Annotated in this window: 17 protein-coding genes and 1 tRNA gene; 10 read left to right on the forward strand and 8 right to left on the reverse strand. The window is 65.0% G+C overall.

Annotated elements, in window-relative coordinates:
- Positions 1-61: 61 nt before the first annotated feature.
- Together SMD14_RS04130 and SMD14_RS04135 are read right to left on the reverse strand one after the other, a co-directional pair.
- The gene (locus SMD14_RS04130) at positions 62-799 is read right to left on the reverse strand and encodes a hypothetical protein (RefSeq protein WP_321215411.1); all 738 of its coding nucleotides are present in this window, start codon (positions 797-799) and stop codon (positions 62-64) included.
- Positions 796-1530 (reverse strand): hypothetical protein, encoded by a 735-nt coding sequence (locus SMD14_RS04135; protein WP_157239029.1) that lies wholly within the window; start codon positions 1528-1530, stop codon positions 796-798. The genes SMD14_RS04130 and SMD14_RS04135 overlap by 4 nt, the downstream gene beginning before the upstream one ends.
- Positions 1531-1779: 249 nt before the next feature.
- Between SMD14_RS04135 and SMD14_RS04140 the strand changes: the two genes are divergently transcribed.
- Both SMD14_RS04140 and SMD14_RS04145 read left to right on the forward strand, forming a co-directional pair.
- Positions 1780-3450: an ABC-F family ATP-binding cassette domain-containing protein gene (locus SMD14_RS04140; protein ID WP_321215412.1), complete on the forward strand. Its 1671-nt coding sequence runs from the start codon at positions 1780-1782 to the stop codon at positions 3448-3450.
- Positions 3447-5360 (forward strand): ABC transporter ATP-binding protein, encoded by a 1914-nt coding sequence (locus tag SMD14_RS04145; protein ID WP_157239027.1) that lies wholly within the window; start codon positions 3447-3449, stop codon positions 5358-5360. The genes SMD14_RS04140 and SMD14_RS04145 overlap by 4 nt, the downstream gene beginning before the upstream one ends.
- Here SMD14_RS04145 and SMD14_RS04150 read toward each other — a convergent pair.
- The 3 genes from SMD14_RS04150 to SMD14_RS04160 form a co-directional block, all read right to left on the reverse strand.
- Positions 5357-5794, reverse strand: a complete 438-nt coding sequence (locus tag SMD14_RS04150; RefSeq protein ID WP_321215413.1) for an NUDIX domain-containing protein — start codon at positions 5792-5794, stop codon at positions 5357-5359. The two genes, SMD14_RS04145 and SMD14_RS04150, sit on opposite strands and share 4 nt — an antisense overlap.
- Positions 5791-6279 carry a DUF6314 family protein gene (locus tag SMD14_RS04155; RefSeq protein WP_321215414.1) on the reverse strand — a complete coding sequence of 163 codons (489 nt, stop codon included), beginning with the start codon at positions 6277-6279 and terminating at the stop codon, positions 5791-5793. The genes SMD14_RS04150 and SMD14_RS04155 overlap by 4 nt, the downstream gene beginning before the upstream one ends.
- A 1-nt stretch (position 6280) precedes the next feature.
- Positions 6281-6353 (reverse strand) — tRNA-Arg (locus SMD14_RS04160).
- An 82-nt stretch (positions 6354-6435) separates the two neighbouring features.
- Here SMD14_RS04160 and SMD14_RS04165 point away from each other — a divergent pair.
- Positions 6436-7191 (forward strand): DUF998 domain-containing protein, encoded by a 756-nt coding sequence (locus tag SMD14_RS04165; protein WP_321215415.1) that lies wholly within the window; start codon positions 6436-6438, stop codon positions 7189-7191.
- On the opposite strand, the gene SMD14_RS04170 is transcribed toward SMD14_RS04165, so the two are convergent.
- On the reverse strand, positions 7184-7813 hold the full coding sequence (locus SMD14_RS04170; RefSeq protein WP_321215416.1) for a hypothetical protein: 630 nt from the start codon (positions 7811-7813) through the stop codon (positions 7184-7186). The two genes, SMD14_RS04165 and SMD14_RS04170, sit on opposite strands and share 8 nt — an antisense overlap.
- Positions 7814-7845: 32 nt before the next feature.
- On the opposite strand from SMD14_RS04170, the gene SMD14_RS04175 reads away from it, so the two are divergent.
- From SMD14_RS04175 to sucD, 6 genes are all read left to right on the forward strand, one after another.
- Positions 7846-8676 (forward strand): inositol monophosphatase family protein, encoded by an 831-nt coding sequence (locus SMD14_RS04175; RefSeq protein WP_157239022.1) that lies wholly within the window; start codon positions 7846-7848, stop codon positions 8674-8676.
- A 119-nt stretch (positions 8677-8795) separates the two neighbouring features.
- A complete protein-coding gene (gene pcrA, locus SMD14_RS04180) occupies positions 8796-11333 on the forward strand; it encodes a DNA helicase PcrA (RefSeq protein WP_370460768.1) in 2538 nt (845 codons plus the stop codon).
- Between the two features lie 123 nt (positions 11334-11456).
- Positions 11457-12767, forward strand: coding sequence for a nucleotide disphospho-sugar-binding domain-containing protein (locus tag SMD14_RS04185; RefSeq protein ID WP_321215417.1), 1311 nt, complete (start codon positions 11457-11459; stop codon positions 12765-12767).
- A gap of 18 nt (positions 12768-12785) precedes the next feature.
- Positions 12786-13496: a hypothetical protein gene (locus SMD14_RS04190; RefSeq protein WP_321215418.1), complete on the forward strand. Its 711-nt coding sequence runs from the start codon at positions 12786-12788 to the stop codon at positions 13494-13496.
- A 223-nt stretch (positions 13497-13719) separates the two neighbouring features.
- Positions 13720-14889 (forward strand): ADP-forming succinate--CoA ligase subunit beta, encoded by a 1170-nt coding sequence (gene sucC / locus SMD14_RS04195; RefSeq protein WP_321215419.1) that lies wholly within the window; start codon positions 13720-13722, stop codon positions 14887-14889.
- 11 nt (positions 14890-14900) lie between these two features.
- Positions 14901-15803 carry a succinate--CoA ligase subunit alpha gene (gene sucD, locus SMD14_RS04200; protein ID WP_157239019.1) on the forward strand — a complete coding sequence of 301 codons (903 nt, stop codon included), beginning with the start codon at positions 14901-14903 and terminating at the stop codon, positions 15801-15803.
- Between the two features lie 163 nt (positions 15804-15966).
- Here sucD and SMD14_RS04205 read toward each other — a convergent pair whose 3' ends face one another.
- On the reverse strand, positions 15967-16449 hold the full coding sequence (locus SMD14_RS04205; protein ID WP_321215420.1) for an SRPBCC family protein: 483 nt from the start codon (positions 16447-16449) through the stop codon (positions 15967-15969).
- The gene (locus SMD14_RS04210; RefSeq protein WP_321215421.1) at positions 16442-16807 is read right to left on the reverse strand and encodes a metalloregulator ArsR/SmtB family transcription factor; all 366 of its coding nucleotides are present in this window, start codon (positions 16805-16807) and stop codon (positions 16442-16444) included. The genes SMD14_RS04205 and SMD14_RS04210 overlap by 8 nt, the downstream gene beginning before the upstream one ends.
- 155 nt (positions 16808-16962) lie before the next feature.
- Between SMD14_RS04210 and SMD14_RS04215 the strand changes: the two genes are divergently transcribed.
- Complete coding sequence (locus SMD14_RS04215; RefSeq protein ID WP_321215422.1) at positions 16963-17367, forward strand: tautomerase family protein; 405 nt, start codon at positions 16963-16965, stop codon at positions 17365-17367.
- Positions 17368-17427 lie beyond the last annotated feature (60 nt).

Consider the following 17427-nt stretch of genomic DNA (forward strand, 5'->3'; position numbering starts at 1 on the left):
CTCCACCTTCACACATTCATGATTGTTTCACATTCTAATGTTTTTGTGAAAGCCCGCTTTGTTACTTTTCGGTATATGTCCTTTTGGTGGACAAAGGCCTGCCGCTGCGCACCCGCGCCGCCCAGATCAGCGCCAGCCCAACCACGTAACACAGCACGGCGGTGTAGTTGACCACGAACATGATGGCGCCCCATCCCGGAGGCACCAAGGGAAACAGCAGGCTGAGGCCAATCGCCACGCCGCCCAGGGCAAGAAGGGCGGCTGCCACCCGCACCAGCACCGGCAGCCGGCTCCGGACTGCCCGCACCATGGCGGGCAGCAGGACGAGGCCTACATATGCGGGGTAGGCGCGGCCGGCGGCACCGTAGTACTGGGCCAAGATGGCGTTGTGCTGGTTTCTGACCGACGGTGCCGACAGTCCCGCCGATGAACCGGTGGTGTCCATAAGGAAGAACACCGCTGTCATCACCAGCGAAACGACCGCCAGCACCATCATGCCGGCCTTTCCCGTGATGAGCCGGTACGCGCCTTCAGCACCGAAGCCGCGCGTGACGCGTATCCCGATGAAATAGATGGCGGCAAAGATGATGAAGCGCAGCAGCAGGTTGGCAAGGTTGATGCCGCCCAACGCCTGGTCGATGGCTACGTACGGCGCCTCGATGCTCAAGAGGATGGCTGCGGTCATCAGGGCGAAGATATAGAAGAGCGACCTGTTCTCGCCGCGCAGGGCGCTGGGGAGGCGGGCAGCCGCAACAAGGCCGCAGATGGCAAGGGTGGACCACTGAAGAATTTCGATCATCCCAGGTTCTCCCAGATCTTTTCGGTCTGCGCCTGGTCTTGCTCCTGGCGCCGCAGTACCTTGCCCAGTGCCTGCAGCCTGTCGCCGGCCAAGGCGGTGAGGTCGCCGTCGGACAGGCTGTCCAAGGCCCGCTGCCGGGCGCCGGCCGGCCAACCGGCCTCTTCCTCCGTGATGAGGCCGGTAGCCACCAGCCCGCCTGTGGGTCCGACGCCCGCGGCGAGGGACGTGGCTATGGCCAGTTCAGGGGACAGCCGGTTCGCGGTCAGCTGGGCAGAGTAGTTCTGGGGCGCAACCCCCGTGGCAGCCGATACGCGGTGCCGCAGTTCGCCGTCGTCGATTGCATCAACCCAGTTCTTGACCGACGTGGAGTGCGGCGCCGCAGAGAGCGGCAGGGGCTCCTTCCCGGGGGCGGCTGCTTCCATCGCCGGCCGCGCCAGCAGTGCCTGCAGGAGGTCGGCCGTGGAAATCTGGCTCACCAGTTCACACCGGGTGGGCGGAGGCAGGGGACCGGCCAGGTCCCGGTAGGCCTCGAAGGTGGCGAGGGCCGCAACAGGATTGACGCCGTAGGCGCGGCTGATGCTCACGACAGTGCCCACGGCGACTTTCCCGCGGACCAGCTGCTGGGCGAGCGTGGTCCGCTTGATCCCGGAGATCCTGCAGACATCTGCCGTGCTGGCGTCCGGCGCAATGCCTTGCAGCCAGCGCTGGAACGCCTTGGCGGGGATGGTCATGGAGGGCTCTCTGCAGAACGGGTGTTTCGTTGATTTTAGCCTGCCCCTTGAGTCCCGGTTTTACCCGCGCAGCCGTTTCGACTATGCTTGATGGTCGAGCCCGTTGGTCCGTACACCCCCCAAGTCCGGACCAGCGGGTTCTTTCATGTCCTGCGGCCCGCGCACCTTCCTCCCGGGCAATCGGCATGGCCCTGCCGGCCGGTTTTAGGCAGAAAACACGCTGCGCAACAGCGGCGAAAGGATGGATCAATGACTGCAACCCTTGTAGCCAAGGACGTTTCCGGCGGTCATGACCACCGGCAGCTTTTCTCCGGGCTTTCCCTGACCGTCGCGCCCGGGGACGTAGTGGGCGTGGTGGGTGCCAACGGAGCCGGGAAGTCGACGCTGCTCCGGCTTCTGGCGGGCGTGGACGAGCCGCAGGACGGCTCGGTCAGTCTTGCCCCTGCCGACGCTTTCGTGGGGTGGCTTCCCCAGGAGCATGAACGGGTGCCGGGTGAAACCGTTGCGGGGTACATTGCGCGGCGCACGGGTTGTGCACAGGCCACGGCCGACATGGAAGCCACGGCGGAGGCGCTCGGAGCAGGTGCCCCGGGAGCCGATGATGCCTATGCACTGGCTTTCGACCGGTGGATGGCTTCGGGTGCGGCCGACCTGGACGACCGGCTTCCAGCGGTATTGGCGGACCTTGGGCTGGAGACCGGCCCGGATGCGGCCATGACGGCCCTTTCCGGCGGGCAGGCCGCGCGGGTTGCGCTGGCTGCGCTGCTCCTGAGCCGGTTTGACGTGGTGCTGCTGGATGAACCCACCAATGACCTTGACCTGGAGGGCCTCGACAAGCTCGAGGACTTCGTCAAAGGCCTGCGGGGCGGTGCTGTGCTGGTGAGCCACGACCGCGAGTTCCTGGCCCGCTGTGTCACCACGGTGGTGGAACTGGACCTGGCGCAGAATGCCGTGGCAGTCTACGACGGCGGCTATGACGCCTTCCTCGAGGAACGCGCCGTTGCCCGGCGGCACGCCCGCGAAAAGTACGAGGAGTTTGCGGCCACCAAGGCCGACCTGGTGTCCCGGGCCCGGACCCAGCGTGAATGGAGCTCCCAGGGCGTCCGGAATGCCATGAAAAAGAGCCCGGACAATGACAAGATCCGCCGCGCCGCCAGCACCGAGTCTTCAGAGAAGCAGGCCCAGAAAGTGCGGCAGATGGAGTCCCGCATTGCAAGGCTGGATGTGGTGGAAGAGCCGCGGAAAGAATGGCAGCTCCAGTTCTCCATCGGCAAGGCACCCCGCTCCAGTTCCGTGGTTGCGACGCTCCGCGATGCCGTGGTCCGGCAGGGCGGCTTCACCCTGGGACCCGTCAACCTCCAGCTCAACGCGGGGGAGCGGATTGGCATTACCGGACCCAACGGTGCCGGGAAGTCCACCCTGCTGCGGCTGCTGCTGGGCGGCATCGAGCCCGATTCCGGCAGTGCCGCCATGGGGGCCTCCGTGGCCATTGGCGAGATTGACCAGGCCCGCGGGCTGCTGGCCGGCAACCTGACCCTGGCTGACGCCGTCGAGGCAGTCCTGGTGGATCTGACCGCGGCCGAGGTCCGCACCCTGCTTGCCAAGTTCGGCCTAAGGGCGGACCACACGTCCCGGACCGTCGACTCCCTGTCGCCGGGCGAGCGGACCCGGGCCGCGCTCGCGCTGCTGCAGGCCCGCGGCGTGAACCTCCTGGTCCTGGACGAGCCCACCAACCACCTTGACCTTCCCGCCATCGAGCAGCTGGAGGAGGCCCTGGAAAGCTACGATGGTGCCCTGCTTTTGGTGACCCACGACCGGCGGCTCCTGGAAAACGTGCGGCTGGATGTACGTTGGAATGTGGATAACGGCGTCATTACGGAAATGCCGGGCGCCAGCGCCCCGAAAGGCACCAGAAAATGAGTATGGACCGGGTGGCCTGGAGCTCCCTCTACAACATCGCCCGCGCTACGAACGGCTCCAAGCCGTTCTCCAAGGAGCTCCTCAAGCGCGTGTTCGGCTTCGCCCGGCCGCATCGCGGAAAGCTCACCGCCTTCGTGCTGCTGTCCATCGTGATGGCGGTCCTTGCGGTGGCCACACCCGTGCTCGCAGGCCAGGTGGTCGACGCGATCATCGCGAAGGCGGACGCCGGAACGGTGATATGGCTGGCGGTGCTGATCGCGGTCGCAGCCGTGGCAGAAGCCGGGCTTGGACTGGTGACGCGCTGGCTGTCCTCTTCGATCGGTGAGGGCGTGATCCTGGACCTGCGCACCAAGGTTTTCGACCACGTGCAGAAGATGCCGATAGCGTTCTTCACGCGCACCCGCACCGGCGCGCTGGTCAGTCGGCTCAACAACGATGTGATCGGCGCGCAGTCGGCTTTCGCCGGCACGCTCTCCGGCGTGGTCAGCAACGTGGTGGCGCTGGCCTTGACGCTGGTGGTGATGCTGAACAAGTCCTGGCTGGTGACTGTGCTGGCCATGATCCTGCTTCCGATCTTCCTGATCCCGGCCCGCCGGATGGGTTCCCGGCTGGCGGAGCTGCGCCGCGAGGCCGCCGAACACAACGCCACCATGGGCACGCAGATGACGGAGCGTTTCTCCGCCCCCGGCGCCACGCTGGTAAAGCTCTTCGGCCGCCCGGACGAAGAATCCCGTGAATTCGCCCTCCGGGCCGGCCGGGTGCGGGACATCGGCGTCCGCACGGCAATGCTCCAGTTCACCTTTGTCACGGCACTGACCCTGGTCTCCGCACTGGCTCTCGCCCTGGTCTACGGCCTGGGCGGATGGCTGGCGCTCGGAGGCCAACTCGCCGCAGGCGACGTTGTTGTGCTGGCTTTGCTGCTTACCCGGCTCTACGCCCCGCTGACCGCACTCTCCAATGCCCGGGTCGAGATCATGAGCGCCCTGGTCAGCTTTGAGCGCGTGTTCGAGATCCTGGACCTCAAGCCGCTCATCCGGGAAAAGCCGGATGCGGTGGAATCGCCGCGCGGCCCGCTCTCGGTGGAGTTCGACAACGTCCGCTTCTCCTACCCCTCTGCGGACAAGGTCTCCCTGGCTTCACTCGAAGACGTCTCCATCCTTGACACCCGCGGCGGGGAGGAAGTCCTGCACGGTATCAGTTTCCGGGTGGAGCCCGGGCAGACCGTGGCGCTGGTGGGCTCCTCCGGCGCCGGCAAGTCGACCATCGCGCAGCTGCTGGCCCGGCTCTACGATGTGGATTCCGGCGCCGTCCGCTTCGGCGGCGTGGAGCGGGGCGCCGGGGTGGATGTCCGCGACCTGACCTTCGACTCCATGCGGCAGACCTTGGGCATGGTCACGCAGGACGGCCACCTCTTCCACGAATCCATCGCCTCCAACCTTCGGCTTGCCAGGCCGGATGCCACGGAAGCGGACATGTGGGAGGCCATCCGGCAGGCCAGGCTGGAAACCATGATCCGTTCCCTGCCGGACGGGCTGGACACCGTGGTGGGGGAGCGCGGCTACCGGCTTTCGGGCGGTGAACGGCAGCGCCTCACCATTGCGCGGCTGCTTATCGCCCAGCCGCGGGTGGTCATCCTCGATGAAGCAACGGCTGCCCTTGACTCCACCAACGAAGCGGCCGTACAGGCGGCACTGGGGGCCGCGCTCGAGGGGCGCACCGCCGTCGTGATTGCGCACCGACTGTCCACGGTCCGGGCCGCGGACGCCATCCTGGTAGTGGAGGACGGCCGGATCGTGGAACGCGGGACCCACACCGAACTGCTTGCTGCCGAAGGGCGGTACGCCGAGCTTTACCGGACGCAGTTCAACGAGGCCACGGCAGTAGCCCAGGAAGCAGTTCCGGAGTTCTAGGCTCCCAAGGGAGCGCTGCCCGGCCTGGCGGCGAGCTCGGGCAGGATGTGGTCCGTCAGCAGCGGTGCCAGGTCTTCGACGGGTTCCGTGCCGCTGCCCACGGCAGCCAGGTCCAGCCAGCGGATTTCTTCGATCTCCGCCGAGGGGCGGGCCGCCCATGTGCCCGGCGCAGTGAAGACGGTGGCTTCAATATCAGTGGCGACCTCGTTCGCGGCATCGGCAATCCAGACGCCCATCAGCTGCAGATCACGTGGGTCGAGGACGATGCCAACTTCTTCAGCCAGCTCCCGGGCTGCCGCCTGGACAGCTGTTTCGCCGGCCTCCGGCTTCCCGCCCGGGTGCATGAACATTGCCGTGCCGCGCTTCCTCACCGTGAGGAGCCGGCCGGCGTCGTCGAACACGCAGACGGCGGAGACCACAATGCGGTCCTTCATGCGGCAACGCCCGGGATCCGGACCAGATGCGAGGCCAGCAGCAGGTCCTTCTTTGGGCCCTTCACGTCCCACGTGTAGCTGAAGCTGTTGGCGTCCCCATAGGTGTAGGCGACGCGGTAGGTGTCGGGATCGCACCAGTGCTGGTCCAGGTTCGCCTCCGGAGTGAAGCTCATGGTGTGGAAGGGTCGGCCGTCCGGGAAGAAAACGTCCAGTGCGTCCGGGCGGGCTGTGCTTTTCAGCAGGTATTCGCGGGAAGCGGGGCCTGTAAAGGACGGCCAGCGCATGGTGCCTTCCTCGCGAAGGGCCAGGCCGTCGTCGTCCGTGGGAGCAAAATGCGCGACGCCGGAAAAGGTGCCGCGGGTGCCCTCCGCGCGGTCCAGCAGGTCCCGCTGGACGGCCCACCGTCCCGCCTCTGCGGCGCGGCCGGGCCCGTTGGCGCCAAGGAGGTAGGCGCGAAGCCGGAACTCCGGGGAAGGATCGTTCAAGTGCCCTCGATTGGAATCGAACCAACGACACCGGCTTTAGGAGAGCCGTGCTCTATCCACTGAGCTACGAGGGCTTGCGTCCGTAGGATCGGCGGGCCAGTCCGGCCGGACACGGATACAAGCATACAAGGTGCGGGGCCGTACTACGCTCAAGGCATGAGTTCAGCGCCGTCCGCCGCCCCAGCCTTCGCCTTCATTCCGGACACCACCTCCACACGGCAGTACATCGGCGCGTGGTCCGTCCTGAGCGTGCTGCAATATTTCGCGGCGGAGGCGGCAGTGATCGGAGCGTGGGCAGGACCCGCCGCCTACGACCTCCGGACCGGCTATATCAGCGACCTCGGGGCACTGAACTGCGGAATTTATGACGGCCGCCAGGTGTGTTCCCCGCTGAACTGGCTGATGAACGCCTCGTTCGTGGTCCAGGGCCTGGGGATGCTGCTGGGTGCTGTTTTGCTGACGTCCGGGCTGCTGTGCGTGGCGGCCCGGGCGGATCTGCGGGCGCAGCCGCGGCGGCGGCCCTGGATGGCGGCTGTCTGGGTGCGGATCCTGACCGGGGCGGCCGGGGCCGGGACTGTGATCGTGGGACTGGTGCCGGAGGATGCGGGCTCCAGCTGGCACCTCGTGGGCGCTGTGGTGTACTTCCTCACCGGGGCGGCCGCCCTGTTGGTGCTGGGCGTCCTTTGGCTGCGGAAGACCGCTTTCGCCTGGTTCATCCTGGCCTGCGGCGCTGTTTCCTTCGCTGCTTTGGTAACCGGCGGGCTGACGCGCATGGACGTGCCGGAGCCGGGCACGCTGGAGCGGCTGATGGGCTACCCGGTCACGGTGGGCATGGCCACCGCAGGCTTGGTGATTGCGCACCGCGTGCACCGGCACCGCAAGGAGGTCCGGGCCCGGGCTGCGGTCAGCTAGCTGCCTTCGGCTTCCGGGTACCGAGGACGACTGCGGCAGCGCCCGCGAGCACCTTCAGGACCAGCAGGACCCAGCCGGCAACGGTGAGGCCGGATGCAAGGGCAACTTGGCCGGCGTCGGGTGTTTCTGCTCCCAGCATGCCGTCGATAGCCACGTTTGCCCAGAGCCGCACCACGACGAAGAGCAGCGGGAGAGCCCAAAGCGCCCAGCGCAGCGCCTTCCGGGCAACGTTCGTGCTGATCAGCAGCAGCCACGTGAACCCGAAGATCAGCGGAAACAGGGTGCCCGCCGTCTTGTGCACGTAGTTGAGCTGACCGCGGGCGTCCGCGTCCATGGCGGCCTGCAGCGTGCCGACGTAGGAGGGGTCGAAACCGCCAATGAGGGAGTCCGGCATGGCCAGGCCGCCGGAGAGTTGCCGGAGCTGGTCCAGGGTCAGCAGGTGCAGGTACCAGAAAAGGAACAGGCTGGCCACGACGCCCGCGATGAGGATGAGGTTGCTGTTGCTTTGGGCTTTTTGCGGGGTACGGGCCGTGGTGGGGTTCACCACGGGCGGGAGGTGGTGCTGGGGTACCGCCGCCCTGGAACCGTGCTTCTTGATCCGCTGGGCAGGTGTCTTGGCCATGGCACCATTATCGCGCCCCATAAACTGAAGCCATGACCATTGGCCGGCACAGCGCTGTTGAACTTGACCCTTCACTTGACGACTATCAGCTTGCGGCCGCCTTGGTGCGCGAGGCCGGCCAATTGGCGCTCCTGATGCGGATGGCAGGCCTGCAGTCGCAGCAGAAAACTTCCATCTCGGATGTCGTGACAGCGGCCGACCATGCAGCGGAAGCCTATGTCCTGGAGCAGCTGCAGCGCTGCCGGCCCCAGGACGGCATCCTGGGTGAGGAAGGCGCGTCCGTGCAGGGCAGCAGCGGCCGCACCTGGGTGATTGATCCCGTGGACGGCACCTACAACTTCCTGCACGGCTCCACATACTGGTGCTCGGCCATCGCCCTGAAAGACCAGTCCGACGTGGTGCTGGGCGCCATCTTCCAGCCGGAGGAGGACAAGCTCTGGCTGGGTGGACGGTCGCACCCCGCCACCCTGAACGGCGAACAGCTGACGGTTTTCCACGACAACAGGGGAGAGCGGAACGCGACCGCCGTTGCCGAGCTGGGGGCAGCCACCTATATCCACCCCAGCTGGCTGATGGACCCTCTCTGCGCCATGCCCTGGCATGCGGCGGCAACATCGGCCGCTGCCCTGCGGATGCTCGGCTCCGGCTCCTGCGACCTTGGCAGGGTAGCGGATGGGCAGATCGGCTGCTGGTTCCAGCACAGCTGCCCGGAATGGGACTGGCTGCCCGGCAAGGCGATCGTGCGGGCCGCCGGAGGTGCTGTGGACACCGTGCGCGTGAACGGGCTGGAATGGTTCATGGCAGGAGGCGCGACGGCGGTACGCGAGTTGCGTGCGGCCCTCGCGTCAGGTTCGGTGGCCTAGGGGCATGCCACAGCCCAGGCACGGCACGCACCCCTCAGCGCTATGTGGATAAAGCCCCGTAATCCACAGCCTGGAACTGGGTGTCGGCCCCACCGCCTAGACTTGTAGGCACCATGGATATGTTGTTTGACCCGTACTCTGACGGACCGTTCAAGGCCGCTTCCGCAGCGGCTTCCCGCACCAAGTCGCGACCTGACGGCGCTACGGCGGCTGGTCCTGGCGGTTCTGCGCCCTGGGAGAACCGGCCAGGTGCGGGCCTTGCGGGCAGCAACCACGAGCCTGATGCTCAGCACGGGGAGGGGCATCGCCACGGCAATCGCAGGCCGGACGCAGCCCAGCTCCTGGAGGGGTTGAACCCGCAGCAGGAAGAAGCGGTCAAACACGTCGGGCCCGCCCTGCTGATCGTGGCCGGCGCCGGTTCGGGCAAGACCCGTGTGCTTAGCAACAGGATCGCCTACCTGATCGCCACCGGACGTGCCCACCACGGCGAAATCCTGGCCATCACCTTCACGAACAAGGCCGCGGCGGAAATGCGGGAACGCATCGAAAAGCTCGTGGGCGGACGTGCCAAGATCATGTGGATTTCCACGTTCCATTCATCCTGCGTCCGCATCCTTCGGCAGGAGGCGGCAAATGTCGGCCTGAAGTCGAACTTCTCCATCTACGACTCCGCGGACTCGCTCCGGCTCGTCACCCAAGTATCCAAAGCCCTGGACCTGGATCCCAAGAAGTTCGCACCCAAGGCCATCCAGCACAAGATTTCCGCCTTGAAGAACGAACTCATCGATGCTGACTCGTACGCCTCTGCCGCGAACTACAACGATCCTTTCGAGCAGGCCGTAGCCGATGTCTTCAAGGGCTATACCCAGCGGCTGCGCCAGGCGAATGCCATGGACTTTGACGACCTCATCGCGGAGACCGTCTACATGTTCCGGGCTTTCCCCGCGCTTGCTGAGTCCTACCGGCGCCGGTTCAGGCATGTGCTTGTGGACGAATACCAGGACACCAACCATGCCCAGTACGCGCTGGTCCGGGAAATCGTGGGGGAAGGTCCGGGTGCGTCAGAGCTGACGGTCGTGGGTGATTCCGATCAGTCCATCTACGCATTCCGCGGCGCCGACATCCGCAACATCGTCGAGTTCGAAAAGGACTATCCCGAGGCCCGGACCATCAAGCTGGAGCAGAATTACCGTTCCACCCAGAACATTCTCAGCGCAGCGAACTCCGTCATCTCAAGGAACCCGAACCGTCCCGAGAAGCGGCTGTGGACGGCGGAGGGGGACGGCCACAAAATCATCGGTTATGTGGGCGAGAACGAGCACGACGAAGCCCAGTTCATTGCCAAGGAGATTGACCGGCTCCAGGACGAAGACAACCTCCGTCCCGGCGATGTCGCTATTTTCTACCGCACCAATGCCCAGTCCCGCTCCATCGAAGACGTCCTGGTCCGCGTGGGCCTGCCCTACAAGGTGGTGGGCGGCACGCGCTTCTACGAGCGCAAGGAGATCAAGGACGCCCTCGCCTACCTGCGCGTCCTGGTCAACCCGGACGACGACGTCAACCTCCGCCGGGTGCTTAACGAGCCGAAAAGGGGCATCGGAGACCGGGCCGAAGGCGCCGTAGCGGCACTGGCCCAGCGCGAGCGGACCTCCTTTATGGACGCTGCACGCCGTGCTGACCAGGCTCCGGGAATGGCAACCCGGTCCGTGAACGCCGTCCTCGGTTTTGTGAAGCTGCTGGATGACCTCGCCGAGGTGGCTGCCGGTTCAGGCGCCGCGGCGGCATTGGAGGCAGTCCTGGAGCAGACCGGCTACCTTGCCGCGCTGCGCTCCAGCACTGACCCGCAGGACGAGTCGCGGGTGGAAAACCTGGCGGAACTCGTCGCCGTCGTCCGTGAGTATGAGCAGGAGAACCCGGAAGGGTCGCTGGGCGCCTTCCTGGAACAGGTCTCGCTGGTGGCAGACGCAGACCAGATCCCTGACGCGCCGGGAGCAGACATTGATGCCGCCGTGGCGGAAGCCAAACGGCTGGGCGTAGTCACGCTGATGACACTGCACACCGCGAAGGGCCTCGAGTTCCCGGTGGTGTTCCTGACCGGCATGGAACACGGACTGTTTCCGCATCAGCGCTCGGCCACGGACCCCAAGGAACTGGCCGAGGAACGCCGGCTTGCCTATGTGGGCCTAACCCGCGCGCGGAAACGGCTCTATGTCACCCGCTCCGAGGTCCGCAGCATGTGGGGGCAGAGCCAGTACAACCCGGCCAGCCAGTTCCTCGAGGAGATTCCCGCCGAACTCCTGGAGTGGAAGCGCGAGGGGACCAGCAGGCAGGGCGGCTGGGGGAGCAGCGGTTCCATCGGCTCCAACCGCTACAGCGGGTCCTTCTGGGGCGCGGGAACCGCGCGCGGTGCGTCGGCTGATGCCTCGGCCGGCTTCAATGCGGATGTTCCCGCCGCCATCGCGCGGAACCGCGTTCAGCCGCAAAAGGAAATTGTGGCGGTCAGCGTTGGGGACAAGGTCAACCACACCAGCTTCGGCAACGGAACAGTCCTGGCGCTTGAGGGAGCGGGGGACAAGACAGTGGCCAAGGTGAAGTTCGACGTCGGCGAGAAGCGGCTGCTGCTGCGCTACGCCCCGCTGACAAAGCTCGATGCCTGACAGTCGCATAAGCCGCTCACCCCTTCACGGGCAAGGAACCATACCCCTTGCCGGTGCCGGGGCCCAGGGCTAAGGTTCAGGGACCGTCCCGCAGCAGCCGCAGGACCAGTCGGAGCAGGTCCAATGAAAATCCTTTTCGCCAGCCAGGCAATAGACGGGCATTTCAATCCCATGACGGGTGTTGCCGTATGCCTCAAAGAACGCGGCCATGAAGTCGCGTGGTACACCGGTCCCGTCTTCAGCCAAAAACTCCGGGAACTGGACGTTCCGCTCATGCCTTTCAAGCGGGCCATTGAGCACCGGGCGGACAACCTGTTCGAGCTGTACCCCGAACGCGCCAAGCTCAAAGGCCCGCGGGCTATCGGGTTCGACGGGGAAAAGATCTTCGCCAGCAACGTCAGCAACTTCTTCGAGGACATCCGCGAACTGGAACAGGACTTCTCCTTTGACGTGGCCGTGGTTGACAGCTCCATGTTTGTCCACCGCCTCGTCTCGCACCTGATGGGTAAACCGCTGGTGAACTTCGTTGCCATTCCCAACATGGAAAGCGACCCGCAGGTACCCCCGCTCTTCTTCGGTTTCAAGCCCCCTCGCAACGCGGTGGAGAGATCCGTCCAGGCCGCCGCGGGCGTCCTGTCCGATAAGGTGATTCTCCGGCCCGCCGGCCTCAGCTACCGCCGCCAGCTTGCCGTTTACGGCCAGAACGTCCCGAAGCGCGGTCGGCTGACGGACGAGCCCTACAAGACTTCAAAGGCAGTGATCCAGACCGGGCCGGAAGCGCTGGACTTCCCGCGGCGGAACAGGAATCCCGCGGTGCATTATGTGGGGGCACTCCTGCCCTACAGGCTGCCGGGAACTGCAGCGCAGGCATCCGGTGATGAGGCGCAGGTGGCGGACCCGTGGCCGCAGTACCCGCGCACGTTGCTGGTGACCCAGGGAACGGTGGACAACGTGGACCAGGACAAGCTCATTGTTCCGGCGCTGGAGGCGGTAAAGGACATGGACGCTTTGGTGATCGTTGCCACCGGTGGGCGTGGAACAGAAGCCCTCAAGTCCCGCTACCCGCAGCCCAACATTGTTGTCCGCGATTTCGTGGATTTCGCGAATGTCCTGGATTTCACGGACGTCTTCATTACCAACGGCGGCTTTGGCGGAGTGCAGCTCAGCCTGTCCAAGGGAGTGCCCATGGTGGTGTCCGGAATCAACGAGGGCAAGAGCGACGTCAACGCCCGGGTGGAGTATGCGGGCGTTGGTATCAGCCTGAAAACCGAACGGCCCAGACCATCCCGGATCGCCAAAGCAGTGCGCGAAATTCTCTCGGATCCTGCCTGGCGGGCCCGGGCAGGGAACATGCGTGACCAGTTTGCCGCCGGGGATCCCGCCGCTGTTGCTGCCGGCGTCGTAGAAAAGGCGGCCGGCCTGCGGGCAGAATGAAGGCCGCGGTGAAGCATAATGGAGCCCATGCGACGGACTGTTTGGGGGATGCTCGCCGCCCTTTTCCTGCTGGGTGCCACAGGGTGCGCGGTGACGGTGGAAGACCGCGGGTATGTAGCACCGCCGCCGCTGCCACCAATGCAACAGCTGGAGCAGGCAGCGCTGGTTGACCCGGAGGACTACTCCGGCGGAGCTGATGGCGTTGTTTCGTTCATCACGGAAGACCGAACTGTGGCATGCTCCCTCACGGCTGCCCGCGGGCCGCACATCAACCTCCCTTATGAGCAGAACAGCTTCAGCGACAGCGAAAACAACAAGCTGGCCATTGTGCCGGTGGCCCACTGCGAACTGGCCAGGTACCCCAAGCCGCAAACGGAAGACGTGGCAGACGACTGTGCGGCAACGAACCTCGGCTACCTGGGCGGCGTTGCGCTGCTGACGCCTGACGCCGCAACGTATGGCGAGTGCCGTTCCGGCGTCACACAAATGGAGGCAGCGTACGGCCCCCGGGGCAGCAAGGCAGGACCGCTGGCGCAGCTGACTGTCCTGGCGGACGGGAAAATCCTCGAACGCAACGGGCTGCGCTGCTCTGCCTATAACGGCGGCGTAGCGTGCGGAAACGTGTCCGCAGGGGTCGGTTTCTTCGTGTCGCCGGATCATTACGAACTGATCGCAGGACCGGCCGCAAGCCCCCCGGCGGCGACGGCAGGGGCCTCAAAAACCCCGTAATTCCGGGGTTTTTCTACGCTTCATAGAATAGTGTCCTTACTCACATAAGGGGTAGTCTGGGACGGGCCGGTCCTCCCAAAGGACTAGAGTTCCCAGTGGAGCATCACGCCGCGTGGCTCGTTTCCGACAGGCCGCCGGTGCGTGCAATTCCGCAGCCCGGTCATCGTCTTGCGATGGTGTCCGACTGTACAGAAACTACTTCGACGTAGAAGGACACTAAACCGTGGACCTGTTTGAATACCAGGCGCGCGATATGTTCGAGGCGCACGGTGTACCCGTGCTTGCTGGCATCGTGGCGTACACCCCAGAAGAAGCAAAGGCAGCTGCCGAGAAGATCGGCGGCGTTACTGTCGTTAAAGCACAGGTCAAGGCTGGCGGCCGCGGCAAGGCCGGCGGCGTCAAGGTGGCAAAGTCCGCGGATGAGGCACTTGAACACGCCACCAACATCCTGGGCATGGACATCAAGGGCCACACCGTCAAAAAGGTGATGATTGCCCAGGGTGCGGACATTGCCGAGGAGTACTACTTCTCCGTCCTGCTGGACCGGGCCAACCGCAACTACCTGGCCATGTGCTCGGTTGAGGGCGGCATGGAAATCGAACAGCTCGCCGTCGAACGCCCCGAGGCGCTCGCCAAGATCGCCATCGACCCCGCCGTGGGCATCGACCAGGCAAAGGCCGACGAAATCGTCGCAGCCGCAGGCTTCGCTGAGGAACTCCGCGGCAAGGTCGCCGCAGTGATCCTCAAGCTCTGGGACGTCTTCAAGAAGGAAGACGCCACCCTGGTGGAGGTCAACCCGCTGGTCAAGACCGGCGCCGGCGAAATCGTCGCCCTCGACGGCAAGGTCTCGCTCGACGAGAACGCCGAGTTCCGCCACGCAAAGCACGCCCTCCTCGAGGACAAGGACGCTGCTGACCCGCTTGAGGCCAAGGCAAAGGCGCAGGACCTCAACTACGTCAAGCTCGACGGCGAAGTGGGCATCATCGGCAACGGTGCAGGCCTGGTGATGTCCACCCTGGACGTCGTCGCCTACGCCGGGGAGAACCACGGCAACGTGAAGCCCGCCAACTTCCTGGACATCGGTGGTGGAGCATCCGCAGAGGTCATGGCCGCCGGCCTGGACGTCATCCTCGGCGATGAGCAGGTCAAGTCCGTCTTCGTGAACGTCTTCGGCGGCATCACCGCCTGTGACGCGGTAGCCAAGGGCATCGTCGGTGCATTGGCCGAACTGGGCCACTCCGCGAACAAGCCGCTGGTAGTCCGCCTTGACGGCAACAACGTTGAGGAAGGCCGCCGCATCCTGGTCGAGGCGAACCACCCGCTGGTTACCCTGGCCGCAACCATGGACGAGGGCGCCGACAAGGCAGCCGAGCTCGCCAACGCAGCTAAGTAAAGGGACGCACCATGTCTATCTATCTGAACAAGGACTCCAAGGTCATCGTCCAGGGCATCACCGGCGGCGAAGGCACCAAGCACACCGCCCTGATGCTCAAGGCCGGCACCAACATCGTGGGCGGCGTCAACGCCCGCAAGGCCGGCACCACCGTCCTGCACGGCGACAAGGAAATCACCGTCTTCGGCACCGTCAAGGAAGCCATGGCGGAAACCGGCGCTGATGTCTCCATCGTCTTCGTGCCGCCGGCGTTCACCAAGAGCGCCGTGGTCGAAGCCATCGAGGCCGGCATCGGCCTGGTCGTTGTGATCACCGAAGGCGTGCCGGTCCAGGACTCCGCCGAGTTCTGGGCGCTGGCCCAGTCCAAGGTGGACGCCGACGGCAACCAGGTCACCCGCATCATCGGACCGAACTGCCCCGGCATCATCACCCCCGGCGAGGCGCTGGTCGGCATTACCCCGGCCAACATCACGGGCAAGGGTCCCATCGGCCTGGTTTCCAAGTCCGGAACCCTGACCTACCAGATGATGTACGAACTGCGGGACCTGGGCTTCTCCACCGCCATCGGCATCGGCGGCGACCCCATCATCGGCACCACGCACATTGACGCCCTGGCCGCGTTCGAGGCTGACCCCGAGACCAAGGCGATCGTGATGATCGGCGAAATCGGCGGCGACGCCGAAGAGCGTGCAGCCGACTTCATCAAGGCCAACGTCACCAAGCCGGTCGTCGGCTACGTTGCAGGCTTCACCGCTCCCGAAGGCAAGACCATGGGCCACGCCGGGGCCATCGTTTCCGGTTCCGCCGGAACCGCCCAGGCCAAGAAGGAAGCCCTGGAAGCCGCTGGCGTGAAGGTCGGCAAGACGCCGTCCGAAACCGCCAAGCTGCTGCGCGAAGTCTACGCAGCGCTCTAACTCCCAGTAACAAACAACGCGGGGTCACTCCCGGCCCGATCCATCCCCTGGATTGGGCGCGGAGTGACCCCGCGTTGCTGTTTAACGTGCGACTTAACGTACGACGGCGAACGGTCGCCTTTCCCAGCGAAAGGTGACCTCCCGTCGTCGTACTTTTTGCCTGTCAGACCTTGGCTCCGCTGAGGAGTTCGTCCAGCCGCTCGTAGCCCTCGCTCATGCCGCCTTCCATTCCTGACTGGGCCATCCCGTCCCGCGCCTCCTGGCTTGGGTAGACGGAGTGGCCCCGCAGGCGGCACCGTCCATTGCCGAGGTCCTCGAAGGTCATGAATTCCAGGCTCACCACGTCCGGGTAGCCGCCGAACTCAAAGGTCTGGATGGCGAATTCGTTCTCGCGGACCGTGTGGAAGATGCCCCTGAACTCGTAGGGCACCCCTTCGGGCCCGGTGTGCAGGTAGCTGTAGCTGCCGCCGGTCCGGAAATCGTAGTGGTCGATTTCCATCTTGTAGCCCCGCGGGCCCAGCCACTGGACGATCAGGTCCGGTTCCTTGTGGGCCCGGAAGACGTCCGCGACGGGGAAATCAAACTCGCGCTCGTAGTCGATGAAGGGGACGCCCTCAGGAACGCTGAGTTTCAGGGAATTACTCATGATGACTCCTTGGAGATGGATCGCTGCTGGCCGCAGCATTTGATCTAAGTACGGCGTCGAGGCTCCGGAACTGCCCTTCGCGGACCAGCCTGTACTGGTCGATCCAGGCTGTCAGCGCCTCAAGCCGCGCAGGGTTCAGGTGGACGGGCCGGCGCTGCGCATCCCTGGTCCGGGTGACCAGTCCCGCCTGCTCGAGTACCTGGATATGTTTTGAGACCGCCTGCTTGGAGATCTCAAACGGTTCCGCCAGTTCGTTCACGGTGGCCTGGCCCCGGCTGAGCCGGGCGATGATGCTCCGCCGCACGGGATCGGCCAAGGCCATGAAGGCCGAGTCCAAGGCTGCGCTTTCGGAGTTCATCAGGTCCCTTCCTTATTCAACCTTTTCTTTTATCAACCTTGAGGTTGTTTAAGTCTATGCCTGTTCCGGCGGCTGTTCAAGATCCCCAGAGGCGCTCTTGCCGCAGCTTGAACAACTTTGTTAGTATGTCAGTACAAACTTTCAAAGGAGAGAAAGTGCCACTCGTTCGTATCGATGTAAATCTGGGCCGCAGCCGGGAGGACCTGCAGCAGTTGAGCCGGGGAATCCACGACGCCATCCTTGCTGAATACGGCATCCCGGAGCGCGACTACTTCCACATCCTCACCGAGCATCCCGCCGGGCAGATCTTTGCCCAGGATGCCGGACTCGGTTTTGAGCGGACAAGTGGTGTGGTGATGATCCAGATCTTCACCCAGGGCGGACGGTCGCAGGAGGCAAAGCAGCGCCTCTTTGCCGCCGTGGCGGACAAGCTCGCTGGGGTGGGGATCGCCGGCGAGGACGTGTTCATTGGCTACGTGGAGAACACCGCCGGCGACTGGTCCTTCGGCTTTGGCCGCGCCCAGTACGTTACCGGCGAGCTGGCTGTACCCCGGAAGTAGGGCGTCGTCTTCTGCTCGCGGGACCCTTCCGGCTCCCCCTGGGGAGCCCAAAACTGCCGC

Origin of the sequence: Pseudarthrobacter oxydans, assembly GCF_034258515.1 — a bacterium.
Lineage (GTDB): Bacteria > Actinomycetota > Actinomycetes > Actinomycetales > Micrococcaceae > Arthrobacter.